Raw genomic sequence first — 20,314 nt, forward strand, 5'->3', positions numbered from 1 at the left:
AGTCCAGTTGCATGAAAATTTTGGCTTATGGGTGCGTAGCCATCGCATTAAGTTTAACTTCAGTGACAGGATCAGCAGCGCCAGCGTTGCTGTCTGCTGAACAAGCTTTTCCGATACAAATCAGTTCTACACAAGACAACGAAGCCGAAATTCGTTGGACCATTCCAGAACATTATTATCTTTATCAGCACAAAATAGAGGTGAAACATGGCCAACAGGCTGTGCCTTTAACATTGCCTCCAGCTCAACAGTTGCATGATGATAACTATGGCAATGTGCAAGTCTATTTTGAGCAGTTACAACTGCATGTACCGACACAAGCTTCTACCGAATATCAAGTGACTTGGCAAGGCTGTGCCCAAGATCGAGTGTGCTATCCACCGCAAAGTATTGACTTTCGTACCGATGAATCAGGGTTGGTTAGTGTTCAAAATCAAAGTGTAGCGCCTAAGCGGATTTTAGATTTAGCTCCGAGTAATGCTTCTATAGCAGAACAGAATCTGGCCACAAACTCGACAGAAGGAGCGCTGGATTCATCATCTACATCCTCCGCTATGCAACTTTCAAACCGTGCTCAAGATCAGCAATGGTCTGATATCTTGGCACAAAGTTCGTGGGGCTATGGCTTAGTGCTGTTTTTTGGCCTCGGATGCCTGTTGGCTTTTACGCCTTGTTCATTGCCTATGCTCCCTATTTTGACCTCATTAATTGTTCGTGATAGCAAGGGTTTAAAGGCTTGGATGATTGCACTGACTTTTGTTTGCAGTATGGCGATGGTCTATGCGGGCTTAGGTTTGATCGCTTCATCAGCTGGATTAAGCTTTCAACGCTGGTTGCAACAGCCTTCGACCTTAATTGCCTTTAGTTTGTTGTTTGTACTGTTTGCGCTCAACCTTTTTGGTTTGTTTGAATTAAAGCTACCCCAAGGCTTAATGAACCGTTTGGATCGTGTGCAATCCATGCAACGTGGTGGTAGTTTGCTGGGCGCTGGTGTGATGGGAATGATTTCCGCGCTATTGGTTGGTCCATGTATGACTGCTCCATTGGCAGGGGCATTGCTGTTTATTTCTCAAACCCAAAGTCAGTGGCAGGGTGCATTGCTCCTGTTTGCGCTTGGTTTTGGGATGGGAACGCCTTTACTCCTTGCGAGTGTACTGGGTTCGCGTATTTTGCCTCAGGCGGGTTTATGGATGAACCAAGTCAAGGTGCTCTTTGCTTTTCTCATGTTGGGTCTGGCCTTGTATTTTGTGCGTCCATTAATGGGCGATGCATGGATGCAATGGCTTTCTTTGGCATTGGGGCTCAGCTTTGTGGCCTATGTGCTATGGCATATTTTTAAGCGCAACAGTCAATTGAAATGGCTCTATATTGTGGTGTTGTGTCTCGCAGTACCCTATTTATTGTATAGCCAATATCAACAAAGCCAGCGCTTTTTAGTGGCAAGCTCGAACCAAGACTTGCAATGGCATCGTGCCCAAACCAGTACTGAATTTGAGCAACTGTTAAAGCAGATTCCAGCAGGCCAAAAAGCAGTGATTGATGTTTATGCCGATTGGTGTGTGGCTTGTCAGCCAATTGAGCATCGGATTTTAAAATCAGAGACTGTTCAGCAGGCATTGGCGCCCTATTATCTGATTAAACTGGATTTGAGCCATTATGATGCAGGCCATCAGGCGCTGTTAAATGAATGGGATATTTTGGGCCCACCGACCTATTTATTTTTAGATCATACACATCAGGAAGTACGAGGCCTACGTTTGACAGGCGCATTTACTGAGGCTGAATTATTGCGTCAGCTCAAGGATTTTGAGGGTGTAGGCAAAAAATAGGGAGAGTCAGCATGCACTTATATATCGGCAATAAAAACCTATCGAGCTGGTCAATGCGGGTATGGTTGGTCTGTACTGCTTTTGATTTGCCTTTTGAAGAAGTACTGGTACGCTTTTCGACGCCAGATCAAGCGGAAAACACATTTGCGCAGACCATGCAAAGCCTCCATTCGAATGGAAAGGTGCCTGCTTTGGTGCATGATGATCATGTCATTTGGGATTCGCTGGCCATTTGTGAATATTTGGCAGAACTATTTCCAGCTAAACATCTTTGGCCTGAAGATCGTATGTTGAGAGCACGTGCGCGTTGCATCAGTGCAGAAATGCACAGCGGTTTTACATCCTTACGCAACCATTGTCCCATGAATATCACTGCAAATTTGGCTCAACAAGGCCAAGTTTTATGGTCATCCTATTCTGATTTACGTCAAGATGTAGCGCGCATTGAGCAGATATGGGCTGAACGTCCACAGCCAGAGGGCTTTTTATGTGGTCATTTTTCAATTGCTGATGCCTTTTATGCACCTGTGGTGAGTCGTTTAATCAGCTATCAATTCGCTGTTCATCCGAGCTCACAGCAGTATATGCATACAATGCTGGCTCATCCTGCAGTGCGCTTATGGATACAGGGGGCTAGGGCGGAAATTGTCGCTTAAAGTGGTGCTGTGGCGGTGTCGGGTTGTGCTTTGAGCGTAAACGTTTTTACTCGGTTACGACCACTGGCTTTGGCTTCATACAGTGCCTTATCGGCTTGACTCAATAACTGTTGTGGGCGCAGTTCTGCATGTGAAATTGCAATGCCAAAGCTGGCGGTCACATGAATCTTTTCACCATCATCGCTGTAAATCTCAAGTGCTTGTATTGCGCTACGACAACGTTCGGCGGCTTGCGTGGCTTGTTCGAGATTAGATTTATGTAAAATTAAAATGAATTCTTCTCCACCAAAACGTCCGACCACATCACTATCACGTAAATGCATATTGAGCACTTCAGCGACACGAACTAAGGTTTCATCACCTTTGTGATGGCCATAATCATCATTAATAAACTTAAAGTGATCGAGGTCTAAAAGTACCAAAGCATAGTTTTGTTCATGCTCTTGCACAATTTGATCGAGACACTGATTGATTTGGCGTCGATTAAATAGATTGGTGAGTGGATCGATTTGGCTCAGCTTTTTAATCAGACGTTCGCGGTAGCGCCACTGACTCAATAAAATCTCAAATAAAACCAAGCATGTAATAAGAATGGGGGCAATGAAAAAGGCCATCGAAATGAGCCAAAAGTCATTGTTAAAATAATAACTTGTGATGTGAAAAACCGGCGAGTAGGGGATATAGCCCCATTGGCTTAAGAACATACATCCCGTTAAATACGCCGTTGCAGGAAGAAACGCACTATATACAATGGCGCGTGGAAACAGAACTAAACCAACAGTCACCAAGCTCACATAGGCTGTCATCGTTGCAGGGCTGAGTACACCTACTACATAGCCATCACGGCATAATGAAACCACAAACAGACCGACTGAAATATAAGGCAGAACGACTTGGGCCCATCGCCGATCTTTCCATGCATAACAGGGATAGATGAGTAACAACATTAGAACTAAAAAAACAACATTAAGGCCCAGTTGAAATTTTAATAAAGGTAAGTCGACCCATTGCCAAAGATTGGGCATGAGTAGGACAGAGACTTTCCAAATGATCCAAGTCACATGAACAGCAGCACCTAAAATCAGCATTAAAATACATTTTTTTAATATATTCCAATTCATGATTGCTTCATTTTCAATCAAGAATTTGGTGATTCTATGCTTGTCTAATACCTCTTGCGGAGGCGAATTTTTATTCATTATTTACAACAGGCCTGTATTCGGTCTATTAAAATTTTTCTTTGAGTTTATGTAGATAGATATACATATTATTAACATAACACATAACTCGTCGAACATCTAATAACCAATTTTTAACCTTTAGTCGAAAGTGAGTGTAAAATTTAGCCGAAATATTTGTTCTATTTTTAAGACATAGTGTCTTAAATTAAAGGATTATTCTATAAACGTTTATGAATTAAACTTGTTTTAATTTAGAACATAATCGTTATAGGTAGCCACGTGAAAGTTTTACATATCGATTCAAGTATTATGGGTGATGCTTCAGTTTCTCGTCAGTTAAGCCAAGCGATCGTAGCGCAGTTAACTCAGAAATATCCGACTGCTCAAGTACAACATTTAGATTTGGCTACGACACCAATTCCACATTTAAGTGCTGATATTTTAATGGGGCAAAATGAAGAACAAAGCGCATTAGGTGAACAACTCGTACAACAATATTTGGATGCAGATATCGTGGTGGTTGGTGCGGCAATGTATAACTTTGGCGTATCGTCGACGTTAAAAGCATGGATTGACCGTATTAGTGTTGCAGGCCGAACATTTAAATACACAGAAAATGGTCCTGTTGGTTTGGCAGGGGATAAAAAAGTGTATATCGCGAGTAGTCGTGGTGGCATCTATGGTGAAAACAGCCCAGTGGACTTCCAAGAAAGTTTGCTTAAAACGGTCTTCACTTTTACAGGTGTTTCTGATGTTGAAGTGATTCGTGCAGAAGGTGTTAATATGGGTGCAGAGCCGAAAGAACAGGCGATGACCAATGCTTTTGAAGCGATTCGTAGCATTTCATAATGTATTGAGGCTGTAAGCTGAACAGATTTCTCTCCCTCGTATTTTATTCTGTTCAGTCTTTGTATTTAAGGTCAGCTGGTGCTGACCTTTTTTATTTTTTAATGCTGTCTGAAGACTATATGTCGCATGTTTTGACGGGGATGCGATCAATTAGACATTGCCGAATTATAGCGATTTTAGTCTTGATCTAAGCGGTGTGCAAAGTCAGATAAATCGCTGATGGCACGGCGTGCTTCGTCAAACCAGGCACTAAACATTTGAAAGTTATGCCACATGCCCGTGTAAATTTTAAATTCAACATCCACTTTGGCTTGCTCGGCTTTTTCTTTAAAGCGCTGTGCATCATCCAGCAAAATTTCTTTCGAACCCACTTGTATATGCACAGGGGGCAGGCCTTTTAAGTCAGCAAAGAAAGGGGAAATACTCGGATCAGAGCGGTCCATCCCTGTCGGAACGTAATATTCAATACCTGCTTCTAAGGCTTCAATAGACAACAGCGCATCATGCTTACGGTTATAACGTAAAGATTCACTGCTGAGCGTAAGATCTAAAAATGGTGACAGCAAAATGAGACCACTGGCTTGTGGTAGCTGCTCTTGGCGTATTCTCAGGGCCAATGCTAAGGCTAAATTGGCGCCACAAGAGTCACCAGACAAAATAATATCTTTGGCTAAAACGCCTTGATCAAGTAATTGACAATAAACATCAAATACGGCATCTAGCGCTTCTGGATGTGGGTGCTCAGGTGCCAGTGGGTAATCCACATGTAACACTTGCATTTGCGTACGTGCTGCAACCTGAGTTAAAAAGGCCCGATGCGTATTCATCGAGCCTAAAAAAAATGCACCACCGTGGATATGAAAAATTAATTGTGTGGAATGTGCTTGGGGTTTGAGTTCTTCAGCACGTAAGCCAGCCAAACGAATTGGACGAACCTTTACGCTTTTATTTTGTGGAATGAGTTTGGTTAATTGTTCTAATGAAAAACGTAAGCTTGAGGCAGGTAAATTGAAGCGACTCGGTGCGCGCAATACTGTTTTCAGAAAGCGCTCCGTGAAGATTTGTTTGGTGATGGGCGAGATTGTCATATTCTTCCTGTATTCTTATCATTTTCTTACTGATGAGGTTATTTACCTCTTTTATTTACAAGGTTACACTAAATAGCTGCAATCAATAGTTGAATATTTGTTGCGGCGCAAAATACTATGTGTAAGCGTCTAAAATCAAATCAGGGAAATCAAAAAAATGAAAAAAATTGCACTTGCATTAGGATTGCTAGGTTTAACCGCTTTGGCTAATGCGGCAGACCCTTTAAATGGTACAACTTGGAAAACCATTGATGACAAAACAAACCAACCTAAAGCGTTGGTGAAGTTTACAGAGCAAAAAAATGGAACATTAACTGCCAGTATCCAAGCGATTTTGACACCAGGTGAAGAAAACGCATGTACTAAATGCGAAGGTCCATATCATAACAAGTCACTTAAAGGCTTGCGTATTGTGAGTGGATTAAAAAATAATGGTGATAACAGCTATGAAAGTGGTTCAATTTTAGATCCGCAATCAGGCAAAACCTATAAATTAAAAGGCCAGTTAGCTGATGGTGGTAAAAAACTAGAGCTTCGTGGCTTTATTGGCGTAGCAGCCTTAGGTCGTAACCAAACGTGGATACGTGCACACTAAGTGTAATCACATATTTAAAGATAAAAAAGCCTGACAATTGTCGGGCTTTTTTAATCTCACAAACTATATACAACGTTGTTTATTTTAAAGCGCGATAGGTAGCTTCATCAAATCCCACAATTAAGCCTTGTTCTGTTTCGAGCACAGGGCGTTTAATCATACTGCTATGTGTGGTCAAAGTAGCAACTAAATTCTCTTGGCTAGCCAAAGCATGTTGCTGTTCTTCTTCAGTTAGCTTTTTCCAAGTTGTGCCTTTTTTATTTAAAATGATGTCGCTACCTTTGGCATCTAACCATGCACTTACATGTGTAGCATCAATGCCTTGCTTTTTATAATCATGAAACTCATAGGCAAGGCCTAATTCATTCAGTAGATCAAAGGCTTTTTTCATGGTGCTACAGTTTTTAATGCCGTAAATTTTAAGCATAGCAAAGGATCCTAAACGAGTTCAAAAATGAGATGGGTAGGGCTAGCTTAACCAATTCTATCTCAAAGAACTATGCTGTCATGAAACTGACTTGCAATCGTCACGTTGCTGACATCTCTAATGATTAAAGTAAGTAAAAAGACAGATAAAAAAAAGAGAGTACTAGAATAAAAAAGTAAAAATAATGTGTGAAATTACAGAATATAAATAGAGTGAAAATAAGAAGAAAAAACAAACGATTTAAAAAGAGAAAACCCGCATTTAATCATCCTGATCATGCGGGTCTCATTTCAACGTCCATTGTCACATCCTTGAAAATAAGTAAAATAAATTACTTATTTTATTTTCTTCCTACGGCGTCCTATCCTTTTGTGTCATCCTGACATGTCCCTGTGCCGTGCGGTAATAATGCGCTGATTCGAGATTGAGATAAATCTGAAAATACGACATGCATTGTGAGAAATTGACACTAATTGAGTGAACGGTTGTTCACTCAAACTTTGTTAATTTTAGCTTAAAGCTGGTAGTCAATAATGACTGGGGCATGGTCACTGAACCATGTTTCTTTATAGACCCATGCATTAATAGTGCGCTCTTTCCAGTCAGGAGAACATGCTTGGTAATCAATCCGCCAACCGACATTCTTGGCACGAGCTTGCCCTCGGTTTGACCACCATGAATACAGCTCGGCTTCTTTGCGGACTTCACGGAAGGTATCGACATAACCTAAGTCATCATAAATATGGTCTAGCCAAGCGCGTTCATGTGGCAAGCAACCAGAAGCTTTTTGGTTGCCCGACCAGTTTTTAATATCAATGCGCTTATGTACGATATTGTAGTCACCGCACACAATCACAGATTTATTTTCATCACGCCATTGTTTCAAGATTTGTTTATATTCATTTAAGAATAAATCTTTACGCGCTTGGGCTTCATCACCGGAAGAACCTGAAGGCAAGTATAAAGAACAGATGTGTGCCGATTGTGCTAAGCCTAAATCAAATTCAGCAGAAATAAAGCGACCTTGTGAATCTGCAAGTTCAAAGCCGAGTCCATTGGTCACGGATACAAATGGATAGCGACTATAAATCGCCGTACCTGCATAGCCTGGGCGCTCGGCTGGGAATAAGTGGGTAAACCAGCCTTCGGGTTTAAATTTATCTGTCCATTGTTCATGCGTAATTCGAGATTCTTGCATACAGATGACATCCGCATCGGATGTTGCCATCCAATCAAAAATCCCTTTTTTCTCTGCCGAACGTAAGCCGTTTACGTTAATTGAAACGACACGCAGAATTTTTTGATCACTTGGATAGCTACACTTTGGTATCATGCTCAGGTTTAACCTCAAACTTAAAAAAATGGAGCACCCTATGACAGCGCAAGCGGCATTTAATCCACAAGCTTTTATCGAACTCGCATTATCACGTGGTGTGCTTAAATTTGGTGAGTTTACTTTAAAATCGGGTCGTGTGAGTCCTTATTTTTTTAATGCAGGTTTGTTGAATGATGGTGAGGCTTTAACAGGCTTGGCTTCAGGCTATGCAGCTAAATTAACCGAATGCGAAAATGTTGAAGTGATTTTTGGCCCAGCATACAAAGGTATTCCATTTGTTGCAGCAACGGCTGTGGCATTGTCTCAAAACCATGGCGTGAGCGTACCTTGGGGTTTTAACCGTAAAGAAGCAAAAGACCATGGTGAAGGTGGTGTATTGGTAGGCGCTTCGGTTGCAGGTAAAAAAGTCTGGATCATTGATGATGTGATCACCGCAGGTACGGCCATTCGTGAAGTGGTAACCATCCTTAAAAATGCTGGCGCGCAAATTGCGGGCGTATTGGTTGCATTAGATCGTCAAGAAAAAGGCCAAGGTGAATTGTCTGCAATTCAAGAAGTCCAAAAAGAACTAGAAATCCCAGTGCATGCTTTAATTACCATGAAAGACTTAATGGATTATTTAGATGCGAAAGGTGAAACGGACGCTTTAGCGAAAATGGAAGATTACCGTGTGAAATACGGCATCTAATCCGACGGAATCAACACGATTAAAAGGAAGCTTTGGCTTCCTTTTTTTATGCTTGTGAAAAAGAGTCAGGGCTAAGATATGGTCTTTAATACGATTAAAAGTTGATCCATAAAAGATTTTAAAATTTATTAATTATAATTAAATATATGAAAATAAATTAAAAATATAAACTTTAGTATTAAATGGGTGATTGTTTTTAACGTTTGGCTTTAAGCTCGGGGCACTTTAAAAACATAAGGAAGTTTGGGGAAAATGAATGTGAAGAAGATGCTGGTCCTAACGTCAGCGATATGCACAATGACTTTAACAGGATGTCAGTCGATGCCTGAAAATGTACAAGCCTTTAACAACACCTTAAATCAAGGCATTAAAAGTTTAAATGAGGCTCTCGCAAGTACGCAACAAACGACGAGTACTACAGCAACGCAATCATCTAAACGTGCTAAATCAGGTTATTTAACTGGTGCGCAGTGCCAAAACTCTTTGGGGAAAACCAAGGCACAAATTGAAAGTATGAGTAATGAAACCTTAACCAACCAACGTGCTTATGCACTGAGTAGTATGGGGGCGACTTATAATTTTTATCTGAGTGATGTATCAAAGCGTAGCGTAGATTTGGCGGGTAAACCGAAGGACTATCCTTCAATTTGTTCTTTAACTTTGGAAAGTAACAAAGCGAGTGCGAAAGTTCTGCACTGGAATATTATTTAGCGTAAAACTGACGGTTGAGCGCGAGCTAGTGTGTAGCTAAGGGCAATTGAGCCTATGCGCAACGCAGGGTTTGACCAAGAGAGAAATAGATTGCCATAAAAAAAGCACCAATCGGTGCTTTTTTTAACGCAGTTCTAAATTAAAGAACAACGATGTTTGTAGCGTTTAAGCCTTTTTGGCCTTCAACAACAACAAAAGAAACTTTTTGACCTTCAGTCAAAGTTTTGAAGCCAGAACCTGTGATTTCACGGAAGTGAGCAAACACGTCAGGGCCACCGTCTTGTTGAATAAAACCAAAACCTTTAGTTTCATTGAACCATTTTACTGTGCCAGTCACTGCATTAGACATAAGAAAACCTATTACAAAATTTTTAATAATGTTAGCCATGAAGCATGGCTTGAAAAGGGGTAACTTGAATAATCACGCCTTTACATCATATTATACCCGATATTCTTTGTGTCTTGCATATAATTGGCAATACGCCAACGGCATACAAGTTAAAAAACCAGTTCAAATCAAAGGCGGTCATAAAAGGATTGGAAATAAAAATCTGAAAAATCGAAAGTTTATCAATTAAACTGGCGGCACTTTAAAGATGTTTACCTAAGCAACACTTTTTTCTCGTTACCAACATCCTACACTAATTCTATGACAGAGTTTGCTTGAGTTGACCAATTTGGCATAAATTTATTCGATTAGTTCAAAAAATAACTCAAATTTCCCAATTAAACTGCTCCCAAAAGATAAATTCAGATCTTTATCCGCGAATGTACTGTTTAAATATAAAGCCTGTAATGAAACTTTTTAAGTCTTAATGATTCGGCTGCGGTGTTTCACCAACGTCCACTGCATCATGAAAAATGATGAATACACAAAGTAAAAGAAAGCAAGAAGGTCTTGGGCTTTAGCGAAATTGAAACTAAAGAAACGATTATTCTCCGTTATACTCGTTGCCAGATTATTTTTAAAAGAGCAGACAGCATGCGCGTACTTGTGGTGATGGATCCCATCGAAAGTGTAAACCTGAAAAAAGATACTTCTATGGCCATGCTTTGGGCGGCGGCACGTCGTGGACATGAATTGGGTTATGCTTTACAGCAAGATTTATATATTGATCAAGGCAAAGCATTTGGTCTGATTGCCCCATTAAAAGTATTTGAAGATTATGAGCACTATTACGAATTAGGTGCACGACAAAAAGAATCTATTGCGGCTTATGACGTCGTTTTAATGCGTAAAGATCCGCCTTTTGATATGAACTTTGTTTATACCACGTATATTTTAGAACAGGCAGAACGTGAAGGTGCGTGGATTATTAACAAACCACAAAGCCTGCGTGACTGTAATGAAAAGTTATTTGCAACGCAGTTTCCTGAGTTACAAGTGCCAACGCTCGTGACATCGCAACAAAGTTTAATCCGTGAATTTATTGCACAGCATCAAGATGTGATTGTAAAACCACTAGATGGCATGGGTGGGATGGGGATTTTCCGTTTAACTGCTGATGGTGCAAATATTGGTTCAACTCTAGAAATGCTGACGCAAATGGGTCAACAACCGATTATGGCGCAGCGTTATATTCCAGAAATCGTGGATGGTGATAAACGTATTTTGATGGTCAATGGTGAGCCAGTACCGTATTGCTTAGCGCGTATTCCTCAAAATGGTGAAACCCGTGGTAATTTGGCCGCTGGTGGCCGTGGTGAAGCACGTCCATTAACTGAACATGACAAAGCGATTGCAGCTAAAGTTGGGCCTTTCTTACGTGAAAAAGGTTTGGTCTTTGTGGGGCTGGATGTGATTGGTGAATACGTGACGGAAATTAACGTGACAAGTCCAACATGCGTACGTGAAATTGATGCGCAGTTTGGTACGTCTATTGCGGATGATCTATTTGATGTGCTTGAAGCAGGTTTAAAACAAAAAGTTTAAGGCATGGGCTCAAAGAATGGCGCTGTAATGACAGCGCCTTTGGGGTTAGAGTGTGATTTAAAGTAGAACAAAGGTTAAAATTAGTGTGATGAATTTATTTAAATCGTTTAAGCAGGGGAGGGGTAGGTTGTAAATATGCGCTTCTATTTGCATAAAAAATGTAAAAGTTTGCCAAAAACGCATGATTAATAATAAAACTAGTTTAAACTCGAATTTCTGTAGAAAAAAACAATGAGTGGCGGCCGTGAAAAAAACTAAATCATCTTTCACCGCAATGCGTTTGTGATTACAATTGTCAACCTATAAACACCTTTTAATCTCTATTATTTAAATTGAAGAATTAACGTGACCGACGCACCGCAAAAACAGCTTAAACATGTCATGATGATGGCCGCAGGTACTGGTGGGCACGTTTTTCCTGCCTTGGCTGTTGCCAAAGAATTACAACAAAAAGGCATACAAGTGTCATGGTTAGCCACCCCGACAGGTATGGAAAACCGTCTGTTAAAAAATCATAATATTCCAATTTATCAAATTGACATTCAGGGTGTACGTGGTAATGGCCTCGTGCGTAAAGTTTTAGCACCGTTTAAAATTTTAAAAGCCACGTTGAGTGCCATGAAATACATGAAGCAATTAAAGGTCGATGCTGTTGCAGGCTTTGGTGGCTATGTTGCGGGGCCTGGTGGCTTAGCAGCACGTATTTTGGGTATTCCTGTCATTATTCATGAGCAAAATGCGATTGCGGGTTTTACCAATACGCAATTGTCGCGTGTGGCCGCAACTGTGTGTCAGGCATTTCCAAATACCTTTCCAGAAAGCACCAAAATTGTGACGACAGGTAATCCTGTACGTAAAGAAATTACCGAAATATTGAATCCATCGTGGCGCTACCAAGAGCGTGAAAAAGCGGGTCAAGCGTTACGGATCTTAATTGTGGGTGGTTCATTGGGTGCAAAAGCACTCAATGAATGTGTGCCTTTGGCTTTACAGAAGTTGAATGTGCCTTTACAGGTCTTTCATCAATGTGGGCAAAATCATGCGGAAGCAACACAAGCGTTGTATGCCAACGCACCTGAAACGCTTCAAGTGGAAGTGTCACCTTTTATTGAAGATATGGCTAAAGCCTATTCTGAAGCCGATTTAATTATTTGCCGTGCGGGTGCTTTAACAGTCACTGAAATTGCCACCGCCGGTTTAGCAGCGGTATTTGTTCCACTTCCTTCGGCCGTGGATGATCACCAGACTGCAAATGCCAAATTCCTAGCGAACATTAATGCTGCGAAAATATGCCCGCAAGCAGACATGACGCCAGAAAGTTTAGCGACACTGCTCCAACCGCTGATGAACCGCCAATTATTGAAAGAAATGGCAGTGAAAGCACGTCAGCAGGCACAGCCAGATGCAGCACAGCATGTGGTTCGTTTAATTCAAGAATTGTAATACGAGTAAAATATGTCTCCATCTACTCCTGCTGAGCAAGCGAAAAAGTTAATTAAAGTTCCTGAGATGCGCCGTATCAAACACATTCATTTTGTGGGTATTGGTGGTGCAGGGATGTGTGGTATTGCAGAAGTATTAAAGAACCAAGGTTACAAAGTATCTGGTTCTGATATTAAGGCATCAAAAACCACTGCGCAGTTAGAAGAAAATGGCATTCAAGTGTATATCGGCCATACTGCTGACAATATTCAAGGTGCCAACGTTATTGTGGTATCCACAGCGATTGATCAAGAAAACCCTGAAATTAAAGCTGCGATAGAAACCCGTACACCTGTTGTACGCCGTGCAGAAATGTTGGGTGAGTTGATGCGTTATCGTCATGGTATTGCGGTTGCGGGTACACATGGTAAAACCACAACAACAAGCCTTGTAACATGTATGTTGGCAGAAGAAAATCTTGATCCAACCTATGTGATTGGTGGTTTGCTCAACCGTACAGGTGTGAACGCAGCTTTAGGTGCAAGTCGTTATATCGTGGCAGAAGCTGACGAATCAGACGCATCATTTTTGCATTTACAACCAATGGCAACAATTGTCACGAATATTGATGCCGATCATATGGATACCTATGGCGGTAGCTTTGATGTACTGAAAGATACTTTCGTACAATTTTTACAAAAGCTCCCGTTCTATGGTTTAGCGGTGGTGTGTGGTGATGATGCCAATATCCGTGAAATCATGCCACGTATTGGTCGCCCATTGGTGACTTATGGTTTTAATGAAGACAATGACATTCGCGCTGTAGATGTTGTGCAAGAAGGCATGCAATCTCACTTTACTGTATTACGTAAAGACCGTGAGCCACTACGTTTAACTATTAATTTACCTGGCTTACACAATATCTTAAATGCCTTGGCAGCCATTGGCATTGCAACAGACGAAGGTGTGTCTGATGCTGCAATTGCACGTGCTTTAGAAAGCTTTAGTGGTGTTGGTCGTCGTTTCCAAGTTCAAGGTCAATTTGAGCTAGAAAATGGTGATGTGAAATTGGTTGATGACTATGGTCACCATCCAAAAGAAGTAGAAGCAACCATTAAGGCGGCTCGTGCAAGTCATCCAGACCGTCGTTTGGTGATGATGTTCCAGCCACACCGTTTTAGTCGTACCCGTGATTGCTTTGATGATTTTGTTGATGTGTTGTCTCAAGTGGATCAACTCTTGCTACTAGAGGTTTATCCAGCGGGCGAAAAACCAATTGTGGGTGCAGACAGTCGCGCATTAGCACGCAGTATTCGTCTACGTGGTGAAGTCGAGCCAATTTTACTGGATCCAGTAGAAGGCAATATCCAAAGTGTGATGAAAAAAGTCCTACAAGCAAATGACTTGTTATTAACACAAGGTGCGGGTAATGTTGGAGCTATCTCAATCGATTTGGCTCAAAATAATTTGTATTTAAAATAATCACTTTGTAGTGATTAGATTTGATCGGCCAGTTATAAAAGTTTAAGGATATAAACGTGTCAAATGCTTCAAAGTTCGGCAAAGTTGCCGTGTTGCTTGGTGGAAAGTCTGCTGAGCGTGAGGTTTCTCTAGATAGCGGTACAGCGGTACTTGAGGCATTATGCCGTTCAGGCGTAAATGCTGAAGCATTTGACCCGCAACAACGTAGTATTACTGAGCTCAAAGGCTTTGATCGTGCATTTATTGTTTTGCATGGTCGTGGTGGTGAGGACGGTCAAATCCAAGGTGCGTTGGAGTGGTTGAATATCCCTTATACAGGTACGGGTGTTCAGGGTTCTGCAATTGGTATGGACAAAGTAAAAACCAAACAGGTTTGGCAAGGTTCAGAACTACCAACAGCGCCGTACCGTATTGTGAGCAAAGATTCGGATTTAAATGAGATTGTAGACAGCATTGGTCTGCCGTTTATTATTAAGCCAGTACATGAAGGCTCAAGTATTGGTATGAGCAAAGTCGAAAAAATCGAAGACTTTGCTGAAGCAATTGCAAAAGCAACCGTACATGATGCTGTGGTAATGGCTGAAAAATGGATTACAGGTCGTGAATTTACCATTGTGATTTTAAATGGTCAGGCTTTACCAATTATTCGTTTGCAGCCTCCTGAAGACGTTGCATTCTATGATTACGAAGCAAAATACAATCGTAATGATGTGCAATATGGTATTCCGTGTGGTTTGACTGCAGATGAAGAAAAAAGTTTACAGGCTTTATGCTTGCGTGCATTCCAAGCAGTGGGTGCAAGTGGCTGGGGTCGCATTGATGCTATGCAAGATGAAGCAGGTAATTTCTGGTTGCTCGAAGTCAATACAGTACCAGGCATGACCAGTCATTCATTGGTTCCTAAAGCAGCACAAGCGATCGGCATTGATTTTGATGCACTGTGTGTGGCAATTTTAGAGCAAACCTTAACTGGTACGGCTCACTAAATTATGGCTCAACTTCCTGCATCCATGCGCCGTAAAAAAGCGGCGGTGACCTCGATTCATGACAAGCCACCGACGCGCAAGGAAAAACTTGCCAATGCGGGTGGTTGGTTGTTGCTATGCGTGGCAATCGTGGTCTTGGCACTTGGGGTGTTGGGCTTATATCGTGTGATGACAGATGCAAAAGTAGCTGAACTGGATGTCGTTGGTACCCGTTCAGATGCTGAGCGTCAGCAGGTGATGCAATACGTATCACCCACAGTCACCGAAAATTATTTTACGTCGGATTTGGAAACAATCCGAGATCGCGCCTTAGAAGTTTCTTGGGTCGATCGTGTTGTAGTGTCACGTGCTTGGCCGAATGCGATTCGAGTACGTGTCATGCCACGACATGCAATTGCACGTTGGGGTACAGGTCGCTTATTGAGTGATAGCGGAGATGTGTTTGTAGAAGTTGCGCCAATTAAAAATCAAAATTTGCCACTACTACACGGACCTGTCAGTCATTCAAAAATGATGATGCGTCGCTACAACGAAATTAACCAATTATTCCTGCCAGTCGGCATTCGTTTAAAAGAACTATATTTAACGGAGCGCATGACTTGGTTTATGCAGTTTGATTCAGGTTTACGAATTATCGTCGATCAGGATCAAACCATGAGTAAGCTGCAACGCTTGAGTCATTTGGCTCATACTGACTTAAAGCCAGTTTGGTCGAATATCTCAGCAATTGACTTGCGCTATCGTAATGGACTTGCAATTCAATGGAAGAATGCAACTGCGCCTAAGATAGTAAATGGTCACTTTCTTGTAACCAGTAGTGACTTAAGCATTGCAGATGGAAGAATAGCAACGCCATAATGAGGCGCTTTGCAAATAGAGGCTTCGTGCCATAAATTAAACCAATACGTGAATGGTAGTAGTAAATAATGAGTGAAGCTGTTCCCTCGGTTGTTGCGATTGACATTGGGACACACAAAGTTTCAGTTTTGATTGGTAAGGTACATGCGCCAGACAATATCCAAGTGATCGGGATGGCGACCGCACGTAACCGAGGCATGAATAAGGGAAAAATTGTCAGTCTCGATAAAGTCATCACCGCAATTAAAAATGCTGTGCAGGAAGCAGAGGATATGGCGGAGTGCCGTGTGCATTCAGCCTGGATTTCTATTCCTAGTGCAGAGATGAAAAGTTTTTATGCTTCAGGTCGTACGCCTGTAGAAAATAGTGAACATACGATTACAACAAGTGAAGTGGTGCGTGCGTTAGAACTCGCCAAAGCCAGCCACCAAACTTCAGATCACTATTTGGTGAGTGCTGTACCTTTAGGATTTGAGCTAGACGACGAGTCAGAATGGGTGCTCAATCCTATTCGTATGTCTGCGCACAGTATGACTGGCCATTATCATTTAATGATGCTGCCGATTAGCACCATGCAGAATTTAGACCGCGCATTAAAAGGTGCCAATATTGGCGTCGAGAAGATGGTGGTCTCTGCTTTAGCAACGGCAGAAGCAAGCTTATTGAAAGATGAGCGTGAATATGGTGTGTGCCTACTCGACATTGGGGCAGGTACAACCAATATTGCGGTTTATCTTGATGGTCGTTTGGCCATGACGCATACCTTGCAACGCGGTGGTGAGCATGTCACGCGTGATATTGCTGCAGTATTACAAACCACGACAGAAGAAGCAGAGCGCATTAAATTGCTCTATGGCTGTGTGGATCTGAAAGTGGTGAAGCCAGAACACATGATTCAGTTCCAAGGGATTGATGGTCCACAAACCATTAGTCGTATTGAGTTAACTGAAATTATTATTGCGCGTTATGACGAAATTTTGGGTCAAGTGCGTCAAGTACTAGAAGGAAATGGTGCCTTACAAGGGTTGTATCATGGTGTTGTATTAACGGGTGATGCAAGTCAAATTGAGGGTATGATTAGTTTCTCTCGTAAAACTTTAGGTGTTTCGGCTCATTTGGGTAATCCGCCTACGCAAGTCAACGCGGATGAACAAAATCAAGCGGCATTGCGTCGTTCACAATATGCCACAGCATCAGGTTTGTTGATGTTTAGCCAAAGTGAAACGCAGGACACGATTGTAGAGCCAGATGATTCAGAAAAACTCACTGTGATGAAGCGTTTCAAACGTGCATGGTCTGGTTTCAATGAAACACTGAAATCAATTTTTTAGTTGAAAAATTTGGGAATATTGTTAAGAAGTTGTACGGATGATCGCTTGTACTTGACAAGCCGAGACAGGGACAGCATTCTTAAAAACAATTTTTATTAAGATCAAGGCAGTATACGGGCTGAAGTGACTGCCATTATAGATTAGGAATTTTATAGGTCATGGCCTCATTTGAATTTTTTGAAGATGATCAAAGCGATAGCAATGGTCAAGCCCGTTTCACTGTATTTGGTGTAGGCGGTGCTGGTGGTAATGCAGTGCAGCACATGCTTGAATCTGATATTCAAGGTGTGAAATTTGTTTGTGCAAATACAGACAAACAAGCATTAGATCGTATGAACGCTCAGTTTAAAATCCAATTGGGTGAGCAAGGTACGCGTGGTTTAGGTGCAGGTGCAAATCCTCAAGTGGGTCAGGCTGCAGCAGAAGAAAGCCGTGAGTTGATTCGTCAGCATTTAGAAGGCACCGATATGGTGTTTGTCACTGCGGGTATGGGTGGCGGTACAGGTACAGGCGCTGCGCCAGTAGTTGCAGAAATTGCCAAAGAAATGGGTATTTTGACTGTAGGTGTAGTAACTACGCCATTTAATTTTGAAGGCAAGCGCCGTCAGCAGTCTGCAGAAAAAGGCATTGAAGCTTTAGAAGCACATGTAGATTCATTAATTATCATTCCGAACCAACGTTTGTTAAAAGTATTCCGTGATATCTCAATGAAAGATGCTTATAAAAAAGCAGATGATGTATTGTTAAACGCGGTGCGCAGTATCTTTGATTTAGTGGTACGTCCGGGCCATATTAACCTTGACTTCGCCGATTTGAAAACTGCGATGAGCACACGTGGTTATGCGATGATGGGTGCAGGTTCTGGTCGTGGCGAAAACCGTGCACGCCAAGCTGCTGAGCAAGCAATTCGTAGTCCATTACTGGATAACGTGACGATCATGAACGCCAAAGGTATCTTGATTAACGTCACTGGTGGTGATGACGTTACTTTCGGTGAAATTGAAGAAATTACCGATGTCGTAAACCAAATTGTTGACCTTGATGAAGGTCAAGTATTCTACGGTACAGTATTTGATCCTGATGCACGTGACGAAATCAGCGTAACAGTGATTGCGACTGGTTTAACACGTAATTCAGCAGATTCTGCCGAACCAACGAAACGTCCAACGACTGTGCAAGCAACACGTCCTGCAACTGCGACTCAAGCTGCTGTAGATGAAGACGATGTTCCTGCAATTCAGCGCCAGCAAGCCGAAGTGGCAAGCCCTGCGCCAGCAGTCTCTAGTCCGCGTCCAACGCCAATGAGCATCCAAGATTATTTGAAAAATCAGCAACGTAAATAATTTATAGTGTTTTGATTTTTAACAAATAAACAAGAAAGGGCAACAGTAATGTTGCCTTTTTTATTTTTTATCAATGGCTAAATATGCTAACGTATAGCGGTTTTGTGTACTGATGAATAAGAGCATGTTGAAACAGCGAACCCTGCAGCGTGTAGTAAAGGCAAGTGGAATCGGTCTGCATAGCGGGCAAAAAGTGATGATTAATTTCGTGCCTCATCATGCAGATGGTGGCATCGTATTTCGTCGTATTGATTTAAATCCACCTGTTGATATTCCTGCAGATGCGATGCTGATTCAAGAAGCATTTATGTGCTCAAACTTAGTTCAAGGTGAGGCCAAAGTCGGCACAGTTGAACATATCATGAGTGCGATTGCGGGTTTAGGGATTGATAACTTGCTCATTGAAGTCTCTGCTTCCGAAGTCCCAATTATGGATGGTAGTGCAGGTCCTTTTATTTATTTATTAATGCAAGGTGGCCTTGCAGAATTAGACGCACCTAAAAAGTTCATCAAAATTCTTAAACCTGTAGAAGCCTTTATTGATGATAAAAAAGCAGTATTTACTCCACATGACGGCTTTCAGTTGAACTTTGAGATCGACTTTGATCACCCAGCCTTTAAAAAAGAGTTCCAAACAGCATCCATTGATTTTTCAACAGAAACATTTGTTTATGAGGTTAGTGAAGCCCGTACTTTTGGTTTTATGAAGGATTTGGATTATCTCAAAGCCAATAATTTGGCCTTGGGTGCAAGTTTAGAAAATGCAATTGGGGTGGACGAAACTGGCGTAGTTAACGAAGAAGGTTTACGTTTTTCGGATGAGTTTGTACGTCATAAAATTTTAGATGCAGTCGGTGATTTATATTTATTAGGTCATCAAATTATTGGTAAATATGATGCATTTAAATCGGGTCATGCGTTGAATAATCAGTTGTTGCGCAATGTTCAAAATGATCCAAGCAGCTATGAAATTGTAACATTTAATGACATAGAAGATTGCCCAATTCAATATGTGACTGTGACTTAAGTCATTGTCTTTAGGTTATTATGTTATAATATAACAACCAATAGTGTGATGTGTGTCGCATAATTAAAAATCTTTGAATGGTACGTGAGCATGGCGGTTACTTTTTATTGCTTGCCAAACGTATCATGGCTTGGCTAAGCTTAGGGTCGCTCACAAAGTCGGCAGCATGGCGAAGTAATTCCTGTGTTTCTGGGTTAAGGGATCTGGAAATTTTTTCAGGGACATGCGGTGTTTGAGAAGGAACTCTTAAACGAACTTGTATCTTGCTTAAATCTTTAAATTCCGCTATTTGTGAAAGCTGACTGATGTATTGGTGCTGAAGATAAGCCAATTGACTAATCAAGGCTTGGTTTTCACCAGTCACAGTAAGCACCCCATTTTGATAACAAACCACTTGCCATTGTTCTGGTTGGGGCAAGACAGGTTGGATGATTTTCGTAAGTTTCTGCCAAGCAGCAACTTGCGTTGAGAGAAACGATAAGTTTCCTGTTTTTATGTGTTTTCTTGTTTGTTGAAAGACGTTGACAGGTTCAGACATACATATTTCCTTCATGGTTATGTCTTAATCTTAT

At 41.5% G+C, this 20,314-nt stretch carries 20 protein-coding genes; 14 read left to right on the forward strand and 6 right to left on the reverse strand.

Going from position 1 to position 20,314, the window contains the following annotated elements:
• Nucleotides 1-11: 11 nt before the first annotated feature.
• A complete protein-coding gene (dsbD, locus tag DYI81_RS02050; protein ID WP_117006567.1) occupies nucleotides 12-1,829 on the forward strand; it encodes a protein-disulfide reductase DsbD in 1,818 nt (605 codons plus the stop codon).
• An 11-nt stretch (nucleotides 1,830-1,840) separates the two neighbouring features.
• On the forward strand, nucleotides 1,841-2,485 hold the full coding sequence (locus DYI81_RS02055; protein WP_106984181.1) for a glutathione S-transferase family protein: 645 nt from the start codon (nucleotides 1,841-1,843) through the stop codon (nucleotides 2,483-2,485).
• On the opposite strand, the gene DYI81_RS02060 is transcribed toward DYI81_RS02055, so the two are convergent.
• Nucleotides 2,482-3,684 (reverse strand): GGDEF domain-containing protein, encoded by a 1,203-nt coding sequence (locus DYI81_RS02060; RefSeq protein ID WP_117006568.1) that lies wholly within the window; start codon nucleotides 3,682-3,684, stop codon nucleotides 2,482-2,484. The two genes, DYI81_RS02055 and DYI81_RS02060, sit on opposite strands and share 4 nt — an antisense overlap.
• 261 nt (nucleotides 3,685-3,945) lie before the next feature.
• Between DYI81_RS02060 and DYI81_RS02065 the strand changes: the two genes are divergently transcribed.
• Nucleotides 3,946-4,515 (forward strand): NAD(P)H-dependent oxidoreductase, encoded by a 570-nt coding sequence (locus DYI81_RS02065; protein WP_106984183.1) that lies wholly within the window; start codon nucleotides 3,946-3,948, stop codon nucleotides 4,513-4,515.
• A 176-nt stretch (nucleotides 4,516-4,691) separates the two neighbouring features.
• On the opposite strand, the gene DYI81_RS02070 is transcribed toward DYI81_RS02065, so the two are convergent.
• Nucleotides 4,692-5,603, reverse strand: coding sequence for an alpha/beta hydrolase (locus DYI81_RS02070; RefSeq protein WP_106984184.1), 912 nt, complete (start codon nucleotides 5,601-5,603; stop codon nucleotides 4,692-4,694).
• A 157-nt stretch (nucleotides 5,604-5,760) separates the two neighbouring features.
• Here DYI81_RS02070 and DYI81_RS02075 point away from each other — a divergent pair, with 157 nt between their 5' ends.
• Nucleotides 5,761-6,198, forward strand: coding sequence for a DUF2147 domain-containing protein (locus DYI81_RS02075; RefSeq protein WP_106984185.1), 438 nt, complete (start codon nucleotides 5,761-5,763; stop codon nucleotides 6,196-6,198).
• Between the two features lie 79 nt (nucleotides 6,199-6,277).
• Here the strand turns inward: DYI81_RS02075 and DYI81_RS02080 are convergent, their stop codons facing one another.
• Together DYI81_RS02080 and DYI81_RS02085 are read right to left on the reverse strand one after the other, a co-directional pair.
• Nucleotides 6,278-6,625 (reverse strand): Spx/MgsR family RNA polymerase-binding regulatory protein, encoded by a 348-nt coding sequence (locus tag DYI81_RS02080; RefSeq protein ID WP_106984186.1) that lies wholly within the window; start codon nucleotides 6,623-6,625, stop codon nucleotides 6,278-6,280.
• A gap of 514 nt (nucleotides 6,626-7,139) precedes the next feature.
• The gene (locus DYI81_RS02085; RefSeq protein WP_106984187.1) at nucleotides 7,140-7,958 is read right to left on the reverse strand and encodes an exodeoxyribonuclease III; all 819 of its coding nucleotides are present in this window, start codon (nucleotides 7,956-7,958) and stop codon (nucleotides 7,140-7,142) included.
• Nucleotides 7,959-7,998: 40 nt separating this feature from the next.
• Here DYI81_RS02085 and pyrE point away from each other — a divergent pair, with 40 nt between their 5' ends.
• On the forward strand, nucleotides 7,999-8,649 hold the full coding sequence (gene pyrE, locus DYI81_RS02090; RefSeq protein ID WP_106984188.1) for an orotate phosphoribosyltransferase: 651 nt from the start codon (nucleotides 7,999-8,001) through the stop codon (nucleotides 8,647-8,649).
• Between the two features lie 297 nt (nucleotides 8,650-8,946).
• Nucleotides 8,947-9,360: a hypothetical protein gene (locus tag DYI81_RS02095; protein WP_130125645.1), complete on the forward strand. Its 414-nt coding sequence runs from the start codon at nucleotides 8,947-8,949 to the stop codon at nucleotides 9,358-9,360.
• A 139-nt stretch (nucleotides 9,361-9,499) separates the two neighbouring features.
• Here the strand turns inward: DYI81_RS02095 and DYI81_RS02100 are convergent, their stop codons facing one another.
• Nucleotides 9,500-9,709 carry a cold-shock protein gene (locus tag DYI81_RS02100; RefSeq protein ID WP_106984297.1) on the reverse strand — a complete coding sequence of 70 codons (210 nt, stop codon included), beginning with the start codon at nucleotides 9,707-9,709 and terminating at the stop codon, nucleotides 9,500-9,502.
• A 633-nt stretch (nucleotides 9,710-10,342) separates the two neighbouring features.
• Between DYI81_RS02100 and gshB the strand changes: the two genes are divergently transcribed.
• The 8 genes from gshB to lpxC all read left to right on the forward strand — a co-directional run bounded on the left by gshB (nucleotide 10,343) and on the right by lpxC (nucleotide 19,742).
• Nucleotides 10,343-11,293, forward strand: a complete 951-nt coding sequence (gene gshB, locus DYI81_RS02105) for a glutathione synthase (RefSeq protein WP_106984298.1) — start codon at nucleotides 10,343-10,345, stop codon at nucleotides 11,291-11,293.
• A 345-nt stretch (nucleotides 11,294-11,638) separates the two neighbouring features.
• Nucleotides 11,639-12,736, forward strand: a complete 1,098-nt coding sequence (murG, locus tag DYI81_RS02110) for an undecaprenyldiphospho-muramoylpentapeptide beta-N-acetylglucosaminyltransferase (RefSeq protein ID WP_106984191.1) — start codon at nucleotides 11,639-11,641, stop codon at nucleotides 12,734-12,736.
• A 12-nt stretch (nucleotides 12,737-12,748) separates the two neighbouring features.
• On the forward strand, nucleotides 12,749-14,197 hold the full coding sequence (murC, locus tag DYI81_RS02115) for a UDP-N-acetylmuramate--L-alanine ligase (protein ID WP_106984192.1): 1,449 nt from the start codon (nucleotides 12,749-12,751) through the stop codon (nucleotides 14,195-14,197).
• 56 nt (nucleotides 14,198-14,253) lie between these two features.
• A complete protein-coding gene (locus DYI81_RS02120; protein ID WP_117006569.1) occupies nucleotides 14,254-15,183 on the forward strand; it encodes a D-alanine--D-alanine ligase in 930 nt (309 codons plus the stop codon).
• Nucleotides 15,184-15,186: 3 nt separating this feature from the next.
• The gene (locus tag DYI81_RS02125) at nucleotides 15,187-16,041 is read left to right on the forward strand and encodes a cell division protein FtsQ/DivIB (protein WP_117006570.1); all 855 of its coding nucleotides are present in this window, start codon (nucleotides 15,187-15,189) and stop codon (nucleotides 16,039-16,041) included.
• A 68-nt stretch (nucleotides 16,042-16,109) separates the two neighbouring features.
• A complete protein-coding gene (gene ftsA / locus DYI81_RS02130) occupies nucleotides 16,110-17,372 on the forward strand; it encodes a cell division protein FtsA (RefSeq protein ID WP_106984195.1) in 1,263 nt (420 codons plus the stop codon).
• A 158-nt stretch (nucleotides 17,373-17,530) separates the two neighbouring features.
• Nucleotides 17,531-18,715 (forward strand): cell division protein FtsZ, encoded by a 1,185-nt coding sequence (gene ftsZ, locus DYI81_RS02135; protein WP_106984196.1) that lies wholly within the window; start codon nucleotides 17,531-17,533, stop codon nucleotides 18,713-18,715.
• A 124-nt stretch (nucleotides 18,716-18,839) separates the two neighbouring features.
• Complete coding sequence (gene lpxC / locus DYI81_RS02140) at nucleotides 18,840-19,742, forward strand: UDP-3-O-acyl-N-acetylglucosamine deacetylase (RefSeq protein ID WP_117006571.1); 903 nt, start codon at nucleotides 18,840-18,842, stop codon at nucleotides 19,740-19,742.
• Between the two features lie 97 nt (nucleotides 19,743-19,839).
• On the opposite strand, the gene DYI81_RS02145 is transcribed toward lpxC, so the two are convergent.
• On the reverse strand, nucleotides 19,840-20,280 hold the full coding sequence (locus DYI81_RS02145; RefSeq protein WP_117006572.1) for a DciA family protein: 441 nt from the start codon (nucleotides 20,278-20,280) through the stop codon (nucleotides 19,840-19,842).
• Nucleotides 20,281-20,314 lie beyond the last annotated feature (34 nt).

The sequence above is a fragment of the Acinetobacter sp. SWAC5 genome (genome assembly GCF_003419885.1).
Classification (GTDB): Bacteria; Pseudomonadota; Gammaproteobacteria; order Pseudomonadales; family Moraxellaceae; genus Acinetobacter; species Acinetobacter cumulans.